This is a genomic window from Ancylobacter sonchi (genome assembly GCF_018390695.1).
Lineage (GTDB): Bacteria > Pseudomonadota > Alphaproteobacteria > Rhizobiales > Xanthobacteraceae > Ancylobacter > Ancylobacter sonchi.
This window is the reverse complement of record NZ_JAHBGF010000013.1, coordinates 35455-53937: the sequence shown is the minus strand read 5'-3', so window position 1 is coordinate 53937 and position 18483 is coordinate 35455. Positions and strand designations below refer to the sequence as shown.

18 protein-coding genes and 1 pseudogene are annotated in these 18483 nt (G+C 64.1%); 7 read left to right on the top strand and 12 right to left on the bottom strand.

The window, feature by feature from the left end; genetic code table 11:
- Positions 1–517 precede the first annotated feature (517 nt).
- Positions 518–1303 (top strand): LuxR C-terminal-related transcriptional regulator, encoded by a 786-nt coding sequence (locus KHC28_RS06390; RefSeq protein ID WP_214007514.1) that lies wholly within the window; start codon positions 518–520, stop codon positions 1301–1303.
- Between the two features lie 762 nt (positions 1304–2065).
- Here the strand turns inward: KHC28_RS06390 and KHC28_RS06385 are convergent.
- Positions 2066–2632 (bottom strand): helix-turn-helix domain-containing protein, encoded by a 567-nt coding sequence (locus KHC28_RS06385; protein ID WP_214007513.1) that lies wholly within the window; start codon positions 2630–2632, stop codon positions 2066–2068.
- A 124-nt stretch (positions 2633–2756) separates the two neighbouring features.
- The gene (locus KHC28_RS06380) at positions 2757–3242 is read right to left on the bottom strand and encodes a DUF1269 domain-containing protein (protein ID WP_214007512.1); all 486 of its coding nucleotides are present in this window, start codon (positions 3240–3242) and stop codon (positions 2757–2759) included.
- Between the two features lie 229 nt (positions 3243–3471).
- Between KHC28_RS06380 and KHC28_RS06375 the strand changes: the two are divergent.
- Positions 3472–3995, top strand: a pseudogene (locus KHC28_RS06375) (IS3 family transposase); the annotation flags it as partial.
- 127 nt (positions 3996–4122) lie between these two features.
- Here the strand turns inward: KHC28_RS06375 and KHC28_RS06370 are convergent.
- From KHC28_RS06370 to KHC28_RS06325, 10 genes are all read right to left on the bottom strand, one after another.
- Positions 4123–5286 (bottom strand): BatD family protein, encoded by a 1164-nt coding sequence (locus KHC28_RS06370; protein WP_214007511.1) that lies wholly within the window; start codon positions 5284–5286, stop codon positions 4123–4125.
- Positions 5280–5894: a hypothetical protein gene (locus KHC28_RS06365; protein WP_214007510.1), complete on the bottom strand. Its 615-nt coding sequence runs from the start codon at positions 5892–5894 to the stop codon at positions 5280–5282. The genes KHC28_RS06370 and KHC28_RS06365 overlap by 7 nt, the downstream gene beginning before the upstream one ends.
- On the bottom strand, positions 5891–6757 hold the full coding sequence (locus tag KHC28_RS06360; RefSeq protein WP_214007509.1) for a VWA domain-containing protein: 867 nt from the start codon (positions 6755–6757) through the stop codon (positions 5891–5893). The genes KHC28_RS06365 and KHC28_RS06360 overlap by 4 nt, the downstream gene beginning before the upstream one ends.
- A complete protein-coding gene (locus KHC28_RS06355; protein ID WP_214007508.1) occupies positions 6754–7695 on the bottom strand; it encodes a VWA domain-containing protein in 942 nt (313 codons plus the stop codon). Before KHC28_RS06355 ends, KHC28_RS06360 begins: the two co-directional genes overlap by 4 nt.
- A complete protein-coding gene (locus KHC28_RS06350) occupies positions 7692–8033 on the bottom strand; it encodes a hypothetical protein (RefSeq protein ID WP_214007507.1) in 342 nt (113 codons plus the stop codon). The genes KHC28_RS06355 and KHC28_RS06350 overlap by 4 nt, the downstream gene beginning before the upstream one ends.
- Positions 8020–8856, bottom strand: a complete 837-nt coding sequence (locus KHC28_RS06345) for a DUF58 domain-containing protein (protein WP_214007506.1) — start codon at positions 8854–8856, stop codon at positions 8020–8022. Before KHC28_RS06345 ends, KHC28_RS06350 begins: the two co-directional genes overlap by 14 nt.
- Positions 8850–9800, bottom strand: coding sequence for an AAA family ATPase (locus KHC28_RS06340; protein ID WP_214007505.1), 951 nt, complete (start codon positions 9798–9800; stop codon positions 8850–8852). The genes KHC28_RS06345 and KHC28_RS06340 overlap by 7 nt, the downstream gene beginning before the upstream one ends.
- Before the next feature lie 92 nt (positions 9801–9892).
- The gene (locus tag KHC28_RS06335; protein ID WP_214007504.1) at positions 9893–11218 is read right to left on the bottom strand and encodes a histidine kinase; all 1326 of its coding nucleotides are present in this window, start codon (positions 11216–11218) and stop codon (positions 9893–9895) included.
- Positions 11218–11850 (bottom strand): response regulator, encoded by a 633-nt coding sequence (locus KHC28_RS06330; protein ID WP_214007503.1) that lies wholly within the window; start codon positions 11848–11850, stop codon positions 11218–11220. The genes KHC28_RS06335 and KHC28_RS06330 overlap by 1 nt, the downstream gene beginning before the upstream one ends.
- Positions 11851–12406: 556 nt before the next feature.
- Positions 12407–13846 carry an NAD-dependent succinate-semialdehyde dehydrogenase gene (locus tag KHC28_RS06325; RefSeq protein WP_214007502.1) on the bottom strand — a complete coding sequence of 480 codons (1440 nt, stop codon included), beginning with the start codon at positions 13844–13846 and terminating at the stop codon, positions 12407–12409.
- 140 nt (positions 13847–13986) lie between these two features.
- Between KHC28_RS06325 and KHC28_RS06320 the strand changes: the two genes are divergently transcribed.
- The 5 genes from KHC28_RS06320 to KHC28_RS06300 all read left to right on the top strand — a co-directional run bounded on the left by KHC28_RS06320 (position 13987) and on the right by KHC28_RS06300 (position 18423).
- Positions 13987–14754: an IclR family transcriptional regulator gene (locus KHC28_RS06320; RefSeq protein WP_214007501.1), complete on the top strand. Its 768-nt coding sequence runs from the start codon at positions 13987–13989 to the stop codon at positions 14752–14754.
- A gap of 20 nt (positions 14755–14774) precedes the next feature.
- On the top strand, positions 14775–15152 hold the full coding sequence (locus KHC28_RS06315; RefSeq protein ID WP_214007500.1) for a nuclear transport factor 2 family protein: 378 nt from the start codon (positions 14775–14777) through the stop codon (positions 15150–15152).
- Between the two features lie 69 nt (positions 15153–15221).
- Positions 15222–16817, top strand: a complete 1596-nt coding sequence (locus KHC28_RS06310) for a phytoene desaturase family protein (protein WP_214007499.1) — start codon at positions 15222–15224, stop codon at positions 16815–16817.
- Between the two features lie 55 nt (positions 16818–16872).
- Positions 16873–17253 (top strand): cupin domain-containing protein, encoded by a 381-nt coding sequence (locus KHC28_RS06305; RefSeq protein ID WP_110374484.1) that lies wholly within the window; start codon positions 16873–16875, stop codon positions 17251–17253.
- A 39-nt stretch (positions 17254–17292) separates the two neighbouring features.
- Positions 17293–18423: an extracellular solute-binding protein gene (locus KHC28_RS06300; protein WP_214007498.1), complete on the top strand. Its 1131-nt coding sequence runs from the start codon at positions 17293–17295 to the stop codon at positions 18421–18423.
- Positions 18424–18483 lie beyond the last annotated feature (60 nt).

The following is an 18483-nucleotide window of genomic DNA, read 5'->3' as shown; positions in this document are numbered from 1 at the left end:
GCCGACACGTGCTGAAAGCTCTCTGTGCCGACTCCAGGGGCAGTTCAGGGGCCGCATAGAGGCATTCCTGACACCCTCCGATCCATGAGCGTGGAGGAGGTGAAATCCTTTTGCGTGCGGGTGGTGGAGCAAGGCCAGCGAGACCGGCAAGCGACTGCGTCTCAGTTCGACCTTCCTCACCCTCAGGGTGCCCTTTCAGGCCATCGGGAAGGTGACCGTGAGGCTGGTCGATCCATGGCGCGAGGGGCCGCAGACGGTGGCCGCATGAGACGCAGTTATTCCAGAATCTGCATATACCTTCGGCCCATGGGTTACCGGCCGGTTACCAATCCGAATGACGACAAGCCTACGCCTTTTTGGTTATCCAGAAAGGCCACAAAAATGATACTACTTTTGATAGATGGGGCACTCAGGGAAAACCAGACGGTGTACCGAGTTGCCGTTTGCTGCAATTTCCAAGCTAAAAGCTTGTGGATTGCCTAGGGCCAAATGCAACGTACACCACGGGGCGATTTGAATGAATATCGCACACGCGCATGATATGAAGCGTACAGAATATAAATATACAAAAGAAAATATTATTCGTGAGAATGAAAAAGATGATTTATCTTTGTGTCGATTAGAAGAAGAAAAAAATAATATTTCTAAGTCTTTATCATGCATAGCCTTGATTGAGCCGCGCGTACTTCGTGCGGAATGTATGTATAAATCTTTTATAGAAGTTAAATCGATAGATAGATTCTCAGTTCATTGTAGGTTGTCTGACTGGGCTTCTTCCGAAGAGAGTGCGCGTACCTCGCTGGTACTCTTTTCCTTGTCGAAAGTTTACGGTTCGTCATCTGAAGCGGCCTCGCAGGAGTTGGCAAAGTTACGGCCGGCGATGCGATTTGCTATTCTGTCGGATACGGATGAGCCAAACGACGTACGGGCGGCCATGCAGGCAGGGGCTCAAGGGTATCTTTCGACCGATTTGTCGTTCGAGGTGATGGTTCAAATTTTGCTGTTGCTGGAGGCTGGTGGCACTTATGCGCCAGCGTCAAGGTTTCTAAATCTGTATGCTGACCCGAAATCGAATGAATTTTCAGGAAAAACGGATTCAGTATTTGCATCCCATCGGCAAATGTTAGTGGCACGCGCCATGTGCAAGGGCGCTCCGAATAAGATTATCGCGTATCAGCTCGGTATGTGTGAGAGTACCGTGAAAGTTCATGTTCGTAACATCATGAAAAAACTCAATGTAAGAAATCGGACTGAAGTTGCGCTTTGGGCAACTCAGAGGTTTGCTGACGCTGAAAATGGGTAAGTTCATGGCCTAGGCTAGACTAAAATATACATAGGGTCACGTGCGGGCTCGATCGGAAGCTGCGCTTTCTGCTGATGCGGGAGTTAAAGCCTTTCGAACTGGGCCGGAAGCGGGAGCTTGCCGGGTGGAAGCAGCGGTCGGTTGGCGAAGCGCGCTGTCAGGGGGAGGGCTCCCTAGGAAGTTCCTAGGGTCCTTTCAGGGGCGGATATTCCACCGGAAAAACTGAGCGCGTATCTGAATAGGAAGGAACCGCGCGTTCCCCCCTGGGGGGCTTGCCGGGCTGCATTCGGCCAAGCCTAGGGTGCCCCGGCGGTGGCCTGCGGATGCCCTCAGGACTCCATGGGCGCGCATTGAGCGCCGCCGCTGTAGAGCCCTGCTGTGGAGTGCGAACGCCGACCTGCGGGGGCTCCCTGAGTCCAAAGGGGCGAGGTCAGCCGATCTGATCGATGACGATTGCGCGGATTTGCTCGCGCGTCAGGCCGCAGGGCTCCGGCTTCCAATCGGGGCGGGAGCGGCGTGCCTCGGGGGCGGGGGCGGGGGCGGGCGGAAGGACGGGGAGGGGGCGTATAATCTGAGTATGCATATATCCTCTATGCCTCCGGCAGATAGCCGGTGGCTGACGCTCGTGCGTCGATTTGAGTGGAGCCCGATGCCTGAGGCAGGGCGTGGCCGCATGTGCGACGATGCTGACCTAACGGGACAATGCGTTCCCAGTATGACAGCCGGGGAAACGACCTCAGGATACCGCTCCGGCTAACCCCACTATAGGATCCCGTCCGTGGGATATGAGACCAATGAGGAGACCAGCTCAACGTCTGGATCATGGCGATAGTGGCCGTCATTGCGGCCTTCTGCGCCAGCTTCGAAGCGGTCTTCGGCTGGCCTGAATGGCTCAGCGCAGGGCGGGTGCCGAGGCATGGTCTCAAGCTTCCGTGACCCTTGCAGTTCCCACGTCTCCAGCGCCTTCGCCTGTTCGGTGGGCTCTTCCTTGATCCGATAGACCGTCTGCCGGGTGAGGCCGGTGAACTTGGATATCTCGCTCACGCCTGTTCCCTGACCGAGCATCTCCCGCATGCTGGTGAACGGTTCCCGCGTGAAGCTCGGCTTCCTGCCCCGGTACTTGGTCTCGCTTTCAATCGCTTTCGCGTGGGCAATGCCGGCCTTCGGAGCCTCCTTGGTGGTCCTCTGCCTGGGGCCTGAGCGGTGGCCGGAAACGCCTTCATCGGCAATCACCGTGTCGAACCTATAGTCGGCTGCCTCGGCCTGCGTACGTTGACGGGCGAGAGTCTGGTCAGCGGTGGAGACGCGGGTATGGAGCACGGTGGACATCGGCCCCTCCGATGTCGGCAAGGCTGATGTCCGCGGATAATATGTACGCTGAAGAGAAGTTAACCCTAGCGGTCAGGGTTTCGGTGCGTCCGTCGATCGACCACTAGGGTATACCTCAGAGGCGTTAGCCGGCCTTGAGGGCGGCCTGAAGCTTCTCTTCCTGTTCGTGGGAGAGGCTGGTCTGGAGAACTGTGCCGCCGAACTTGGCCATGTCCGCAACCACCTTGTCGGCCGTCACCTTGCGGATAAGGACGCAGAGCGCGGCCTGATTGGGGCCGAGAGCCGAGCTGGCTTCTTTGAGGAAGTCATCGTTGATCCCGACGTCGGTGAACTTCCCGGCAATCGCCCCAGCGCCCGCTCCAATCGCCATCCCGAGCAGCGGGTTGAGGAAGATCAGGCCGACAAGGCCGCCCCAAAGACCACCCGAGGCTGCGCCGGTCAGGGTCGTGTTCACGAGCTGGTTCAGCTTGATCGTACCGTCTTCCCGACGAACCGCTATCACGGCGTCGCCCAGCTCGATCAGATATTCCTTCTGAAGCTTCAGAAGCTCTTGACGTGCGGCCTCAGCCTTCTCTTCGGAGTCGTAGGCGATGATTACGAGGTCGGCCATTTCACTCTCCACACTGTGCTGACAGGCTCGTCCTGAGCCGGCCGCGCGCCATACAAGGCATATTGTCTTACCGGCGCAACAATGAGTTGACCCCCGTTACGGGGCCATTTCGCCGCGCCTGCAACCATCCTTCAAAACCACGGAGCCTACCGCATCATGACCGATGCCACCCCTACGCGCGCCTCTACGTCCCCCGTTCTCGTCCGCCTGAACTTCGCCGGCAAACCCAACCGTGCAGGATCAAGCGGCACCGTGCCCGCTCGACCGAGTGAGCCGGGTCTTTCATGCCCCGGCGCCGAATAGGCTGTGGCTGTCCGACGTCACCTATGTCAGCACCTGGTCAGGCTCTGTCTACATCGCCTTCGTGATCGACGCCTACGCCCGCCGCATCGTCGGCTGTCGGGTGAGCCGGACTGCTCATGCCGGCTTCGTGCTGGATGCTCTTGAGCAGGCGCTTCACGAGCGACGGCCCGTTCATCGCGGCGGCCCGGCGCACCATAGCGACCGCGGCTCGCAATATGTCAGCATCCGCTACACCGAGCGTCTGGCCGAGGCTGGCATCGAGCCCTCCGTCGGCAGCATCGGCGACAGCTACGACAACGCCCTCGCCGAGACGATCAGCCGCCTCTACAAGGCCGAGCTCATCCATCGGCGTGGTCCCTGCGCTCCTTCGAGGCTGTTGAGTTCGCGACGCTCGCCTGCGTCGATTGGTTCAACCATCGCCGGCTGCTGGAGCCCACGGCGCCCAATCCGCACCTGCTGGGCCAATGGGAACCAGCATGGCGCGCCATTTGCGGACGCGAGATCATGTCCAAGGTTCCGACATTGAGACGGCCTCTTTCACGGACTGCAATGGTCGGCAGGCTCCCTGCCAGGCACGTTATTCATGTCGAAAGATTTCCCGTGCCGCTGCGGCGTTTGCCTCGAATCCCTGTGTATTCTCAGCTCGCTGGTATAGCAGGGTATCGAGAAGAGTGGTCTCCCGCCCGCTCATTGGAAGGCACAGCTCGCGACGACGATTTAGATAGCGCTCGGCTGCGCGGCGAATGATCAAGAGATCGCCAGTGCGCATCACACGCTTCACGCCCTGCTTCGTCGGGTCGAAGGGCGAGAGTCGTCGCAGCTGCCGCACGATGTCCTCTCTTCGCCGGCGGGACAGTCCCGAGAAGGCCACAACGTAGCCTGCTGCCACCCCGATCGCGAATACGAAGAGCGCAATGCCCACTTGGCCGGCCGACAGGCTCCCGACGCCGCTCCGATTATCGCGAAAGCTGGCATAGCCAAACGGGATCGCCGCAATCTCCACGGTACGCATCTGGCGAGCGGCGGTGTCGAACCAGGGGATGGAGACCGCCGGCAACACGCCCGGCTCGCCGGTTTTGGGACGAAGGTGCCATTCCCAGGTAATGCTCGTCGCGGGTCCCTCCGGCGTGGGCTGCGTCTCGCGCCGTTCCGGGGCGGCGAAGCTGATTAGCCATGGCTGGCGCATGGAGGGGCGGGGCGGCAGCTGATGGGGCAGCGCACCTTGCGCCTTCAGGGTGATACGGCGGACCAGCGTTTCGCCGTCGCGCAGCGCACCCGGCGCATCCGACAGCGTGTCCTCGATCTCCAGCTTGCGGGCGGAAAGCGGAGCGCCTTCGGCGGGGAAGGGGGCGACCGGCAGCGTGATCGGCTGTGCCGTCATGTCGAGGGGCTCACGCAGATTATTCGCGCCGACCACGGTCAGATGGTGCGTGACCGGCCCGAGGGTGAGCGGACCGGCCTGCCGCGGAAACACGGCGAGGCGCCGTTCGAACACGCGGACGGTGCGGCCGTCGATTTCTTCATCTCGCCACTGGTCGCGGGCGAGTTGCATCCAGTCATACTGGTCGGAGCCGGGAAAGGTGAGTGTCTCGAGAGCGATACGGCTGGTGTACTCGCCTCGCAGCGTCACCGGGATCATCTCGCCGACGACCGGCTGCATCTGCGGCACGACGAGCCGCAGGTCATCGGCCCGGGCGCCGCCGAGGAGCAGGACGAGAAAGGCAACGATCCGGATCACCATCGATCGTCCTCCTCCGGCCGGAGCAGGCCGAGGCCGGCGCGGCGCTCATGTTCCTTCAGCAATCGCAGGCGCAGGAACTCGCCGGGATCGTCCGCGAGCGTATCGAGCCACGCATCGGAGGCCGCGAAGCCGCGTGCTTCGATTGGCTTTTTCCAGGTCGGATCGGGCGTGCTGGCCATCATCTGGCCGGTCACCTCCCGCGAGGCCTCGAGGCCGCCATGTCCGGGCAGCCGTCCGGGGGCGATGCCATCGCCGCGTGTCTTCGGAACCATCGTGGCAATCCGCTCGCGCAGCTCCCGCGCCTCGGCATCCGCCGGATTGGCGAAGAGAACAGCGTCGAGATAGGCGACCGACAGGCCATGACGGCCGGTCGCGGCAAGCGTCAGGGCGCGGTTGAAGGTCTGGCTGCGTCCGGCGTCGGCGAAGGCGGCATCGGCCTCGGCATAGGCACCGTCACGATAGAGAGCGAGGCCGCGCGCGGCGGCGTCATCAAGGAACCATGCCGCGCCCGGTGCGCCCGTCCATAGCGCGAGGCGCCCCCATGCCGCCGGACCGGCGAAAACGATGCAGCCGAGCCCGGCCGCCGCCAGCAGTGCGGTACGGTTCATAGGCGCCTCCGGAACAGGCTGAGCAGTGGGATCGCGGCCAGAGCGGCGACGAATGGCCCGAGATCGCGGAATTCCAGGGCAGGCAGTACCGGATCCGGCTTCGGCGAGCCCCGGCTCGACAGGCGCTGGAGGACCGGTCCGGGAGAGCGGGCTGGTGCGAAACTGCTGCCCAGCGCTGACAGTGCCCCCGTGCCCTCTCCCACGCCGAGCACGGAAAGGCGAACGCCGGAGCCGACGAGCCGCTCGGCCTCCGCGCGGGCGGCATCGTCAAACCCGCCGCCATCCGAGATCAGCACGAGATCGGCATCCCGGCTGGCCACGAGCATCTGCCGCGCCAACGCCAGAGCGGCGGCAGGCCGACTGCCGACGCTCGGCATGATGTCTGGCCCCAGCACCGCGATCTGGCTCTCCAGCGTCGCCGGATCGGCGGTGGGAGCAGCAACCTCGTAGGCTTCTCCTGAATAGAGAAGAAGGCCCACGGGCCGGCCGTTCGCCGCCGACAGCACGCCAGCCGCGGCCGCTTGCGCGTCGGCCATGGCTCCGCTTTCGGTGACGGAGGGCGACATGTCGATGGCGATCAGGATCGCGCCGCTTCCCGCCAGCAGGGGCGCATCGGCGCGCGGTACCGCCGGCCCGCAGAGGCCGAGGCTGATCAAGCCTGCCGCGGCGAGCGGAGCAAGGCCCGGGCGGCCGGCGGCGCCGCGCAGATGGCCGAGCGTCCGCATTGCGGCGAGCATGGCGGGAGACATCACCCGCTCCCAACCGCCGGCGGTCGGGCCACGCCACCAATTCCATAGCACGATGGCGAGGAGCATCGGCAGCGCGGCGAGCCACCAGGGACGCAGCAGGATGAAGTCACTCATTCTCGCCTCCGCAGAACCAGCAGCGTGACCAACGCCAGGGCCGTACCGCCGAACCACATCCAGAGCGGCTGCCAATAGAGCATCGGCGGGCGCTTCATCGGGTTGGGCTCGAGCTGGTCGAGACTGGCAGCCATGACCTCCAGTTCCTCCATGCTGCGGACCCGGAAGCTCGTGCCGTTTCCTGCCTCGGCCATGGCGCGCAGGGCTGCCGCGTCCACCGCGTCGCGCGACTGCGGCTGACTTTCCAGATCGTCCGGGCCCAATGCGATGGTGTGCACCCGGATGTCATGGCTGGCGGCCAGCCGTGCCGCATCGCTCGCCTGTACCTTCCCCGTCGTATCGATCCCGTCGGACAGCAGGATGATGACCTTGCTCTGCGCATCGCTGCGCGAGAGCCGCCGGGTGGCAAGGCCCAGCCCGTCGGAAATCGCCGTGGAGCGACCGGAAATGCCGATCTGCGCGACCTCGATGGCATGGGCGGTCGAATCGACGTCGAAAGTGGACGGCTGTGCGACGTAGGCCCGGTCGCCAAAGATCACCAGTCCGATGCGGTCGCCACGGCGGGCGGCGACGAAGCGCGCGGCCACGCGCTTGACGGCGTCCATGCGCGACAGCGGTCGCCCGTCGAGGACAAAGTCCTCCTTCACCATGCTGCCGGAGAGATCCAGCACCAGCACTATCTCGCGTCCCGAGGCGGTAACGATGTCCCTGGTCACCGGCAACTGCGGGCCGGCCAGCGCCAGCACCAGCGCTGTCCAGGCCGAGATTATTAGAGCGTTACCCAGCCGATCGTCGTGCCCTGGGGCCGGCAGGGCGGCGGAGAGGACCATGGAGTCGACGCGCAGCGACGCGGCCACAGGCGCGTGGGCTGCGAGAATGTGCCGGACCAGCCAAGGCAGCGGCAGCAAGAGAAACGCGAGCGGAAAGGCGAAGCTCATCGGTGCCGGCGCCTCGCTTTCAGCGCAATCCGCTCGATTGTCTCGGAACGTAGCGCCGGCGCGGCGCCATAGGCCGTGGCGCGCAGCTCCTCCGGCAACCGTCCGAGAATGCGGGCGATTGCCAGCGCGCGCTCCTGCGGCGGCATCCCGCGCGTGGCGCGGATGAGCACGCGGCGAGAAGGCCTGCGTTGCAGGAGTGGCTGCGTCAGCCAGCACAGCAACGCCGCCATCAGCAACCCGGCGCCGAAGAGAGTAGCAAAATCCGTAGCGTTGAGTTGCATCAGCCCGGGTGGCAGGCGCCCTTCGGGAAGCGTTGCGATGAGTTCAGCCTGGGTCATCGACGACCACCTCGAGGCTCACATTCAGCGCCCGCATCCTCTGCGACAGCGCCACATGGTCGAAGGCGCGTAGCCGCGCGAAACGACGGAGCGGACCCGCATGAAGGGGCAGCGCCAGCGGTGGAGGAGACAATTCGATCGGATCGAGGGGAAGGAGGAGGCGCACCCGGCGCCGCCGCGCGAGCCGCGCCAGCGCCGGCTCATCGTCAGGTGCCACTCCCTCCGCATCGGTGGCGACGAGCACTTCGGCACCAGGCGGGGCCAGCCGCGCCGCCCGAGTGAACGCCTCGGCGAGACATGGGGCTTCGCTGCCGGCCTCCAGAGCCCGGTCGTGCCGGGCGGCCAGCATGTGGCTGATCCTGCTCATCTGCGGCACACCGCCGCCGAGCGGGACGACCGCGAAGCCGGTGGCATCGACGCCGACGGCCGCGAGCGAGGCGCCATGGGCGACCGCCTGCCACCCCCGTCGCGCCAACGCCCGCGCCGCGCGGACCGAGCGGAGCGCCGCGCCCGTGCCCCAGAGCATCGGCGAGCGGAAATCAGCGATCAGCAGAAGCGTGTCGTCCCGATCCTCGTGGAAGCTACGTATATGCGGCGTGCCGGTGCGTGCGGTGGCGGCGGGATCGATGCGGCGGGCGTCGTCTCCCTCCGCGAAGGCGCGGATCTCCCGCAGATCCATACCGGAACCGGGCGATCGGGCGGGAACCGCACCAGGCCGGCGCGAGGCGGGGCGATGGCGGCCCGTCCCCGGCACGCCCTCGCGCAGGGCCAGCAGTTCCGCCGCCCGAAGACGGATGCCGGGGACATCCGGCACCGTCACCATGGCTCCACCATGCGTAGGATGTCGGCGACGAGGCTGCGCCCGGTGCGTCCCTCGCCCTGCGCCGTCCAGCTCGGGATCAGCCGGTGGGCGAGCGCGTCCGGCGCCAGCGTGGCCACGTCCTCGGGCAACACATAGTCGCGGCCCTTGAGCCAGGCCCGTGCCTGCGCCGCCGCCGCCAGAGCCAGCGTGCCGCGCGGCGAGATGGGATGCTCGACCCATTCGGCGACCACGCCGCCGGGTCGCGAGGCCATCACCAGACGGACGATGAAATCCTTGAGCGCGGGAGCAAGATGCACCCGGGCGACCTCCGCCTTGGTCGTGTGCAGCGTATCGGCCGACAGCGGTATCGCCGCGAAGGCGGGCGGGGCTATGCGCTCGGCGGCCACCAGATCGAGGATAGCGCGCTCCTGCTCGGCGAGCGGAAGGTGGAGCGAGAGATGCAGCAGGAAACGGTCCATCTGCGCCTCGGGCAGCGGGAAGGTACCTTCGTGCTCGATCGGGTTCTGGGTCGCGACCACCATAAATGGATCGGGCAACGGGCGGCTCACGCCCGCTGTTGTCACCTGGCCCTCGGCCATGGCTTCGAGCAGTGCCGACTGGACCTTGGGCGGCGCCCGGTTGATCTCGTCCACCAGCACGAGGGCGTGGAACAGCGGGCCGGGCACGAAGTCGAATCCACCGGTTTCCGGACGGAACACCTGAGTGCCGGTGAGGTCCGAGGGGAGTAGGTCCGGCGTGCACTGGATGCGCGCATGGCTTCCCGGCAGATGGGCGGCGAGGCGCTTGACGGCGCGGGTCTTGGCGATGCCAGGTGGCCCCTCGATTAGGACATGACCGCCGGCGAGAAGGGCGATCAGCAACCGCTCGACCATCTCCTCATGGCCGATCAGCCCGGCGGCAACCTCGACACCGAGCCGGGTAATCGGATGGCTCATGTCGTTCATGTGGCAACCTCCCTGTACCGGAAGAGCATGCGTCCGGTACGGGCGGAGCCGCCAGAGAGGCTTTCCCGGGCGATCCGGGAAGATCGCCCGGGTCAGCGCGGCAGCCGGGCGATGGCCCGTATGCCTCCATCGACGGGGGTCAGCGCGAAGGTGCCGCCGAGCGCGTCCACCCGTTCGCGGATGCCGAGCAGGCCGTAGCCGTCGCCGATGGGACCGTCATGGCGCGGCGAGCCGTCATCGGTGGCGGCTAGGGTGATGGCCTCGGCAACCTCGATCCGCAGCGCGACGGTTTTCGGCCTCCCGTGCCGGATTGCGTTGGTGAGGCATTCCTGCGCGATGCGGTAGAGGCTGAGCGCCAGATCGTCGGGTACCCCGTCGATGTCGCCGACGAGTTCCAGTCCGAAACGCACGGCCGGCACGCGGCTGCGCCAGTCCGCGACCATCCGTTCCAGCGCCGGGCGTAGCCCGAGATCGTCGAGATCCGGCGGACGGAGCCGCGAGAGCTCGGCCCGCAGGCTATCCATCATCTGGCCCGAGATCTCGGCGATGCGTGCGCCATCCTGCGCGGTGGTTTCTCCCGACTGGGAAATCGCCGCCGCTAGCGCGCGGGTTGCGGTGAGACATTGGCCGAATTCGTCGTGCAACTCGCGCGCCAGCGCCCGGCGTTCGCTCTCCTGCACGCTGAAGAGGCGCCGGGTGAGTTCGGTGCGGGTCGCCTGCGCTTCCTGAAGCGTTGCCGCGGTGTCGTTCAGCGCGGAACTCAGCCGGTCGAACTCGGCAACGCGCAGCGGCGGTAGGCGCGCGGCGAAATCGCCGCGCTGCAGCCGTTCAATGCCGCGCAGTATGGCGCGGAATGGGGCCAGCAGGCGAACGACCAGCAATCCGGTAAGGAGCGCGCCGCCGATCGCCATACCTACCGCGACGCGCATGAGGTCGCCTGTACGCCCCCAGGCACGGGTGACGATAACGCCGGGATCGGCGACGGCAGTGACGCGCGCGTCCGAGGCGTAGCGCATCCGCACCGGTACGGCGCTGGGCGCCGGCACCAGCCCGATATGCTCGGCGAGCCAGATGAACCAGCCGGGCGGCGCGCCCTCCGTGGCGAGATAGGGACCGCAGCGCCGGTGCACCGGTCGGTCCCGCGCGCCGAATTCCACGCATACGCCGGGAGCGATCAACGTCCAGGCCGGGAATTCCTGCCAGTCGCGGAAGACCGGGGTCGGAGCCACGCCGCCAAAGGCAAGGCCGATGAAGTCGGGCCGGGCAGCGATGGCGTCGGCCACGCGGACGGCGGTGATCCGCACGTCTTGGCGGGCGGCGTTGGCGGTGTCCCACAGCACCCAGCCGGCGGCGATGAGCACAGTGATGAGACCGGCCGCCAGCACCCGCAGAACCAGCTGGGGCAGTAGCCCGCGCATCATATGGCCTGGACGAGGCCGGCGCGCTGCGCCTTCAGCACGAGATCGGCGTCGCCGGAGGCGCCGAGCTTGGCTCGAATCTGCGAAAGGTTATTTTGCACGGTCTTGGAGGAGAGGCCCAGATTCTGGGCGATGGCGCGGCCGTTAAGGCCGCGCACCAATAGAAGCAGGATGTCGCGCTCGCGCGGCGTCAGGCCGGCGAAGTCGTCGTCGAGCGAGGTGCGGGCGAACTCCTGCGCCATGTCAGCCGAAAGCACACGCCGACCGGAAACCACGGTGGCGATGGCACGGACGAGCTCGTCAGGCGGGCTGCTCTTGGAGACGAAGCCGCGTGCTCCAGCGGCCATCGCCTTCTGCGCGAAGATCGCCCCTTGATGCATCGATACAACGATGATGCGGGCGTGAGGGTCCTGCGCGAGGATCGCTTCCGCTGCCGAAAACCCTCCGCCGCCCGGCATGGACAGGTCCATCAGCACGATGTCCGGCCTGTGCTGGGCAAACGCAGCTAGCGCCGCCTCGCCGTCTCCGGCCTCGGCCACGACCGAGAAGCCGGGCTGGCGGCCGAGCAGCCGCCGGTAGCCCTCGCGCACGATCGGATGATCATCGACTAGGAGAATGCGGATCAGATCCATGGCGGGAGGATATCGCGGGCCGGCCTCGACACAAGCGGGGACATGAGTGCAGGGGCGGCAAGGCCGAGCGGATCGCGTCGATCGCGACCTGATCGGCTCGCTTTCGGGGCATCGGAGGTCAGATGCGATGGCGCCCGAACTCCTGCGATGCGGTCCCGACGGTTCTATCTTCTGCGTCGCTAGATCGATGTTTCGGTGCAATCACGCGGCGTTGCTTGTCGAGGAGGATGGAAAAATGCTCGCGATCATCATGCTCGACAATCTGGCGAAGTCTCTCGTGATTGTAGTCGTCGCATCTAAGCAAATATAAGCATAGGAGCGATCATATTTTTGAAATTTGAACTGTTTTCACGATGATAGTTTGTTTAAAGTTATGGGATCCAGATGAATTCTCATTGATTGGATGAATCCACGCAGATGAAAGCACGCCGTTTGCGGACATTTAAGTGATTGCCCGAAAGCAGGCGCCGCGCTGTCCGGCGTCCATCCAGAGTTCCTCCGGTCTGGTGTTTTAGTAGGGATTTGGAGTGGCGAAATGGCAACCGCAATTCTCAATTCACTGGCGATTGGCTGCAGTGAAGAGGCGGGTGTCGAGATAGGCCTCGATTGCCTCGGAGCCGCCTTCGGAGCCATAGCCTGAATCCATGATGCCGCCGAAAGGTAGCTCGGGGATGCCGAGACCGAGATGGTTGACGCTCATCATCCCCGCTCGCACCGATTTCAGCGCTTCCTGATGCACGGCGGAGCGCGTGTAGGCATAGGAGGCAAGACCGAAGGGCAGACGATTGGCTTCGGCGATTATCTCGTCGCGTGAGCCGTAACGGTTAATGATGGCGACCGGGCCGAAAGGCTCGTCATTCATGATCGCCGCGTCGGTCGGGACATCGGTTAGTACGGTGGGCTGGAAGAAGTAACCCTTGTTGCCCATCCTTCGCCCACCGAGGGCGACTTTGGCGCCGCGATCAACGGCGTCGGCGATCATCGCCTCTAGGGCGAAGATGCGACGATCATTGGCGAGCGGCCCCATTTGGACGCCCGGCTTCGATCCATCGCCAACCACCACATTCCCGGCTGCCTCGACAAAGCCGTCGATAAACGTGTCAGCGACACTCTCCTGGACGAGGAATCGCGTGGGAGAGACGCAGACCTGACCGGCGTTTCGCAGCTTCTGGGTCACAAGTTGCGGAATGGCGAGGCCGAGATCCGCGTCCTCCATGACGATGGCGGGCGCATGGCCTCCAAGTTCCATCGTCGCGCGCTTCATATGGGCGCCCGCCAATGCCGCCAGATGCTTTCCGACCGGCGTCGAGCCGGTGAAGGAGATTTTGCGTATCGTCGGATGGGCGATCAGATACTCGGAAATCTCGGCGGGATTGCCATAGACAAGGCCGACCACACCGGCCGGCAGACCCGCGTCGAGGAAGCAGCGGATGAGTTCGGCCGGCGACGCCGGCGTCTCTTCCGGCGCCTTTACGATGATCGAGCATCCCGCTGCCAGCGCGCCTGAGAGCTTGCGCACGATCTGGTTGATCGGGAAGTTCCATGGTGTGAAAGCCGCGACCGGCCCGACCGGCGTCCTGAGGGCGAGCTGAGTGATGCCGGCGTCTCGAGCGGGAATGACCTGGCCGTAGGTGCGCCGCGCCTCCTCGGCGAACCAATCGATCGTGTCGGCGGCGCCCAGGGTCTCGGCCTTGGATTCAGCGATCGGCTTGCCCTGCTCCAGCGTCATGATCGTGGCGATCTTATCTGCGCGCTCGCGCAACAGATTGGCAGCCCTGCGCATCAGCTTCGACCGATCGAAGGCCGGCGTCGCCGACCAGATGGTGAAGCCACGCGCGGTGGCTGACAGCGCCCGGTCGAGATCATCTCGACTCGCATGGGCGACCTGACCGATGACGGCTTCGGTAGCGGGGTTCACGACCTCGATTGTCTTGCCCGCAGAGGATTCCGACCAAGAGCCATCGATCAGGAGCTTTGTGTCTGGATAGTCGCGCATGGCTGGTTCTACTCCGCTGACAGGCAGGTTTCGGTCAAAAAGTTTCCACTCTACGGAATCATCTTTTCGCAGAGAGGAAATCGGTTGACAAGGCAGCGGTGCGGCACTTAGCGTAGAAAATGGAAACGGGTTTTCGACAAATGGAAAACGAAGACAAATCGGGTGGTGAAGACAAGTCGGGCGTGCGCTCCGTAGCCCGGGCGCTCGCCCTGCTCTCGGCGCTGGACCGCAAAGGGAAAAATCTCTCCGAGATGGCTGCGGCGGCGAGCATCAGCGTGAGCACGGCATCACGGCTGCTCGGAACTCTGGTGGCTCATGGCTTCGCCGCTCAGGGGAGCAACAACCGTTATGTCGCGGGGCTGGCCCTGACCACACTGCTTCACGAGACGGACCGCTGGGCGCCGCTTCGGATGTTGGCGGCGGAGTCGACCACCGCCCTATGTGCCGAGCTGGACGAGACCTCCGCCTTTTTCGTGCAGATTGGCGATGAGCGCCTATGCATCGATTCAGCCGAGTCCAGCCAGTTGGTCCGGCGCGTCCGGCTGACCGGCGAAAAGGGCAAGATCTATCGCGGCGCCGCGGGGAAGGCGTTGCTGGCCTTCAGCACGAATGAGGCCGTCGACGACATTCTCGGAGACATGGTGAGCTTCGAAATTCCCGGCCAGCGGGACCGGACGGTCGAGGAGTTGAAGGCGGAACTGACGCAGACCCGAGCGCAGGGCTACGGCTTCAGCCATCATGAATCCACCGGCGGTTCCTGGTCGGTCGCGGCTCCCGTCTTCATTCGGGGCAAGCTGGTCGGCGCCCTCGCCGCCGTCATCCCCGATCACCGTTTCGATCAAGAGCGCCTGGCTGCCGTGATCGAGGCGACCAAGCGTGTCGCCGCCGAATTTTCCGAAACATCCTAGAAAATGACGGAAGTAACGATATGACGCGAATCGCCGATATCGACCGGGTCGATATCACCGACACTCTCAACAAGGTCGCCTATATCCTCGATTCCAAAGAATATGACCGGATGGGCGATGTTTTTGCTGACGACGTCCAGTTCAGTAATCCGGGGCGCCTCACCGCAAACGGGCTCGAAGAGCTGAAGACGGCGTTCAGGAACTTTCCGGCCCCATCCCTCAGTCACCACATCACCAATCTTCTACTATCAGTCAGCGAGGACGGAACCGTCAAGGCGCTCTGCAAGGCCCTGTCCCAGCGGGCCGACAAGTCGATCGCCGCAGCTGAATACACCGACATTCTGAAGAAGACTCCCATGGGCTGGCGGATTGCCGCCCGGACCATCAAGCCGTTGTAGCCAATCGAGTTTTGACCATTCGCGTTGTCGCCGCGCCGGTGGCATTGGCCGAGATCGAGACGGACAGAAATGTCGAAATATGACGTGATTATCGTTGGCGCTGGCCATAGCGGGCTGGTCGCGGGTTTCTATCTCGCGCGGGCGGGGTTGAAGGTGCTGATGCTGGAGCGCAGCCACCAAGTTGGCGGCACCTGCATCACCGAGGAAGTTTTTCCGGGGTATCGCGGCAGCAGCATCGCCAACTCCTGCCACAGCCTCGACCCGCGTATTGCCGGCGATATGGAGCTGGAAAAGCACGGGTTGAAGCTGACACATCCCGATCTCAACTCGCTGACCCTGTTCTCCAACGGTGACGCGCTGGTTATGTGGCCCGAGCGCGAGCGGCGTCGCGCCGAGATGGAGCGGCTGGCCGAGCCCGGCGACATGCAGGGCTTCTCCGACGTCATGCAGTTCTACCAGAACGTCGCGAAGAAGATGGGTGTGTCGTTCTACGATCCCGCGCCCTCGCTGGAAGAGGTCGCGGCGCGTTTTGTGGAGCCGGCCGACAAGGAAGCCTTCAATCTCGTCATGTTCGGCAGCGTCAGCGACGTGCTGGACCGCTACCTGAAATCACCGTGGCTGAAGGCGTTTCTGGCCGGCACCGCGATGGCAACCAATCTCGTCGGCCCGCGCACGCCGGGCAGCGGCTACATACTGCTGCAGCGACCGCTGCAGGAAGAATCGATGCGCCGCAGTGGCGTGGTCTTCGAGAGCAACGAACTGATGATGAAGAACGCGTCGCCGATCGGTGGGGTGGGCGCCGTCACGCAGGCCATGGCCCGGGCCAACGAGAGCCTGGGCGTCGAGATCCGCCTGGAATCCCCGGTGCGCGAGCTTCTCTGCGACAACGGCAAGGTTAAGGGCGTCGTGCTGGAAAGCGGTGAGGAGATCGAGGCCTCGCGCGTACTGGCGAACGTCAACCCGAAGACGGTGTTGACCAAACTGGTGCCGGCGAACCAGCTGCCGCGCGAGATCGAGGAGCGGGCTAGGAAGCTGACCATGCATGGCTCGTCCTCCAAGGTGCATCTCGCCCTCAAGGGCACGCCGCGTTTCAATCGCGCGCAGACCGATGAGGAAAACACTCAGTTCCTCGGCACGAATTTCCGCGTGGTTCCCAGCATCGACGTGCTTCAGGAGAGTTACAACGAAGCTACCATGGGCCGTTGGTCGTCGCATGTGACGATCTCGGGCGTGGTGTCGTCCGCCGCGGATCCGGAGATGACCCCGCCCGGCTGCCACTTCATGAGCCTGAGCGTGCGCGGCACGCCCTACCACTTGGCCGAAGGAAGCTGGGACGACCAGCGCGAGGCGCTCGGCAATGCCGTCGTCGAGACGCTGAGCCGGAACATCGGCAACATCAAGGATATCCTCGACGGCATCAGCGTCTACACGCCCGTCGATCTCGAGCGGAACTACGGCATGACCGAGGGTAACGGCGCCCATGGCGACATCGTGCCAGGTCGCATCTTCGATGCGCGTCCCATGCCGGGATGCTCGAACTACACGACCCCGATCGAGGGGCTCTTCATGTGCGGCGTCGGCAACTGGCCCGGCAACTTCATGAGCGGACTGACTGGCTACAACGCCAGCCGGAAGATGCTCGGCACGTTCCACCCAGCGCACTAGTTGGGCCGTCCGCGGCGCCTGAGGGTCCGGGACAGAAAATGCAGAGGAATCAAATATGTATCACGGAAAAGCCATTCGGAACGGTGAGCCGTCCGGTCTGCGCTCGGCGACCAATACCGGCGATGTCTGGTCCGACATCCTGCTCAATGCGGGTAATGCGCGGGTGATCAACATCATGTTCCCGCCGGGAGCGCGCACGCACTGGCACACCCATGAAGGCGGGCAGTTCATCTACACGGTTTCCGGAGAGGGCTGGATTCAGGAGCGGGGTGGTGAGCGCGTCATCCTCAATCCGGGCGATGTCGTCTGGACCGAACCGGGCGTCGAGCATTGGCACGGCGCCAGCGAGACCGGTCTCGTGACCCAGATCGCCCTGCACTTCGGCAATGTCGATTGGCAGAGCGCAGTCACCGACGAGGAGTACGTCACCAAGTAACACCGTGCGAAAGCACCAGCAGGGGAACGGAATAAATCAATGAACGACAAGAAACCTTCTTCCTATCTTTCGAAGACGAGGCTTCGCCTTTGCGGGCTTTCGGTGGCGCTGGTGTTCAGCGCAACCCATGGCGCGCTGGCGCAGGATGCGGGCGATGTCCGTCGCTTCGCGGGTCAGAGCATCTCCTTTGCGGGATACTCAAGTGCGTTCAATGACAAGTGGGCCGCGAGTTTCGGGAAGTATTTCACCGAGCGCACCGGCATCACCATCAACTGGATTCCGTCCAGCCCGTCCAAGAACATTACCAGCATCCGCGCCTCCGGCGGCAATCCGGACATTGACGTGATGCTGATGGATTCCGCGAACCTGGCGCGCGGTATTCAGGAGGGCGTCGTCGGCACGGTCGATCCGGCCAAGATTCCCAACATGAAGAAGGTGCCGGAGAGCCTGCAGATCAAGGCGGGAATCCCCAGCATGGCCTATCGCTATGGCAACTGCTACCGGACCGACAAGTTCCAAGAGCTCAAACTGGGCACGCCCAACGATATCGCCGTCTGGTCAAATCCGGGTCTGGCAGGGCGCGTGATGTTCCCCTCGACCACGGCGGCACAGTGGCTGATCAACGCGCCGGCCATCGCGCTATCGGCGGGGGGCAGTTACAGCGATGTGTCCGGCAGCATCGAAAAGCTTTCGTCGAAGGTGAAGGCCTATGGCTTCTTCAACTCGTCCGGCGACATGGACGCGGCGATGTCGGCGGGCGACGTGTGGTTGACCGTCGGCAACAACCAGGGCCGCTGCCTCGCGCTGAAGAAGCAAGGCATCCCGGTCACCTATGCCAACTGGACCATCAACTCGGGCGGCAAGACCTATTCCGACCTGATCAACCCGGACAACCTCGTTCTTGTGGCCAACTCGCCCAAGAAGGAACTGGTCGAGCTGATGATGAACGAGTTCCTGTCGGACGAAGCTGCCAAGGCCTCGCTTCCGCTCTTCATGTTCATCGCCGGCACGCCGCCGACCTCGTCCGCGATCGACGCCGTGATGGCCGCCGATCCGTCGTCCGCTGAATGGATCATCAAGGATCCTTCCCAGTTGTTCCTGCCTGACTACCCGGCCTTCCTCGCCAATCTGCGCGAATGGACCACGCAGTGGGCGGGCATTCTTCACTGACCCCCGTAAGCGGTAACGGACGGCCCTTAGACGCCGCCGTCCGTTGCCGGCTTCGGTCCG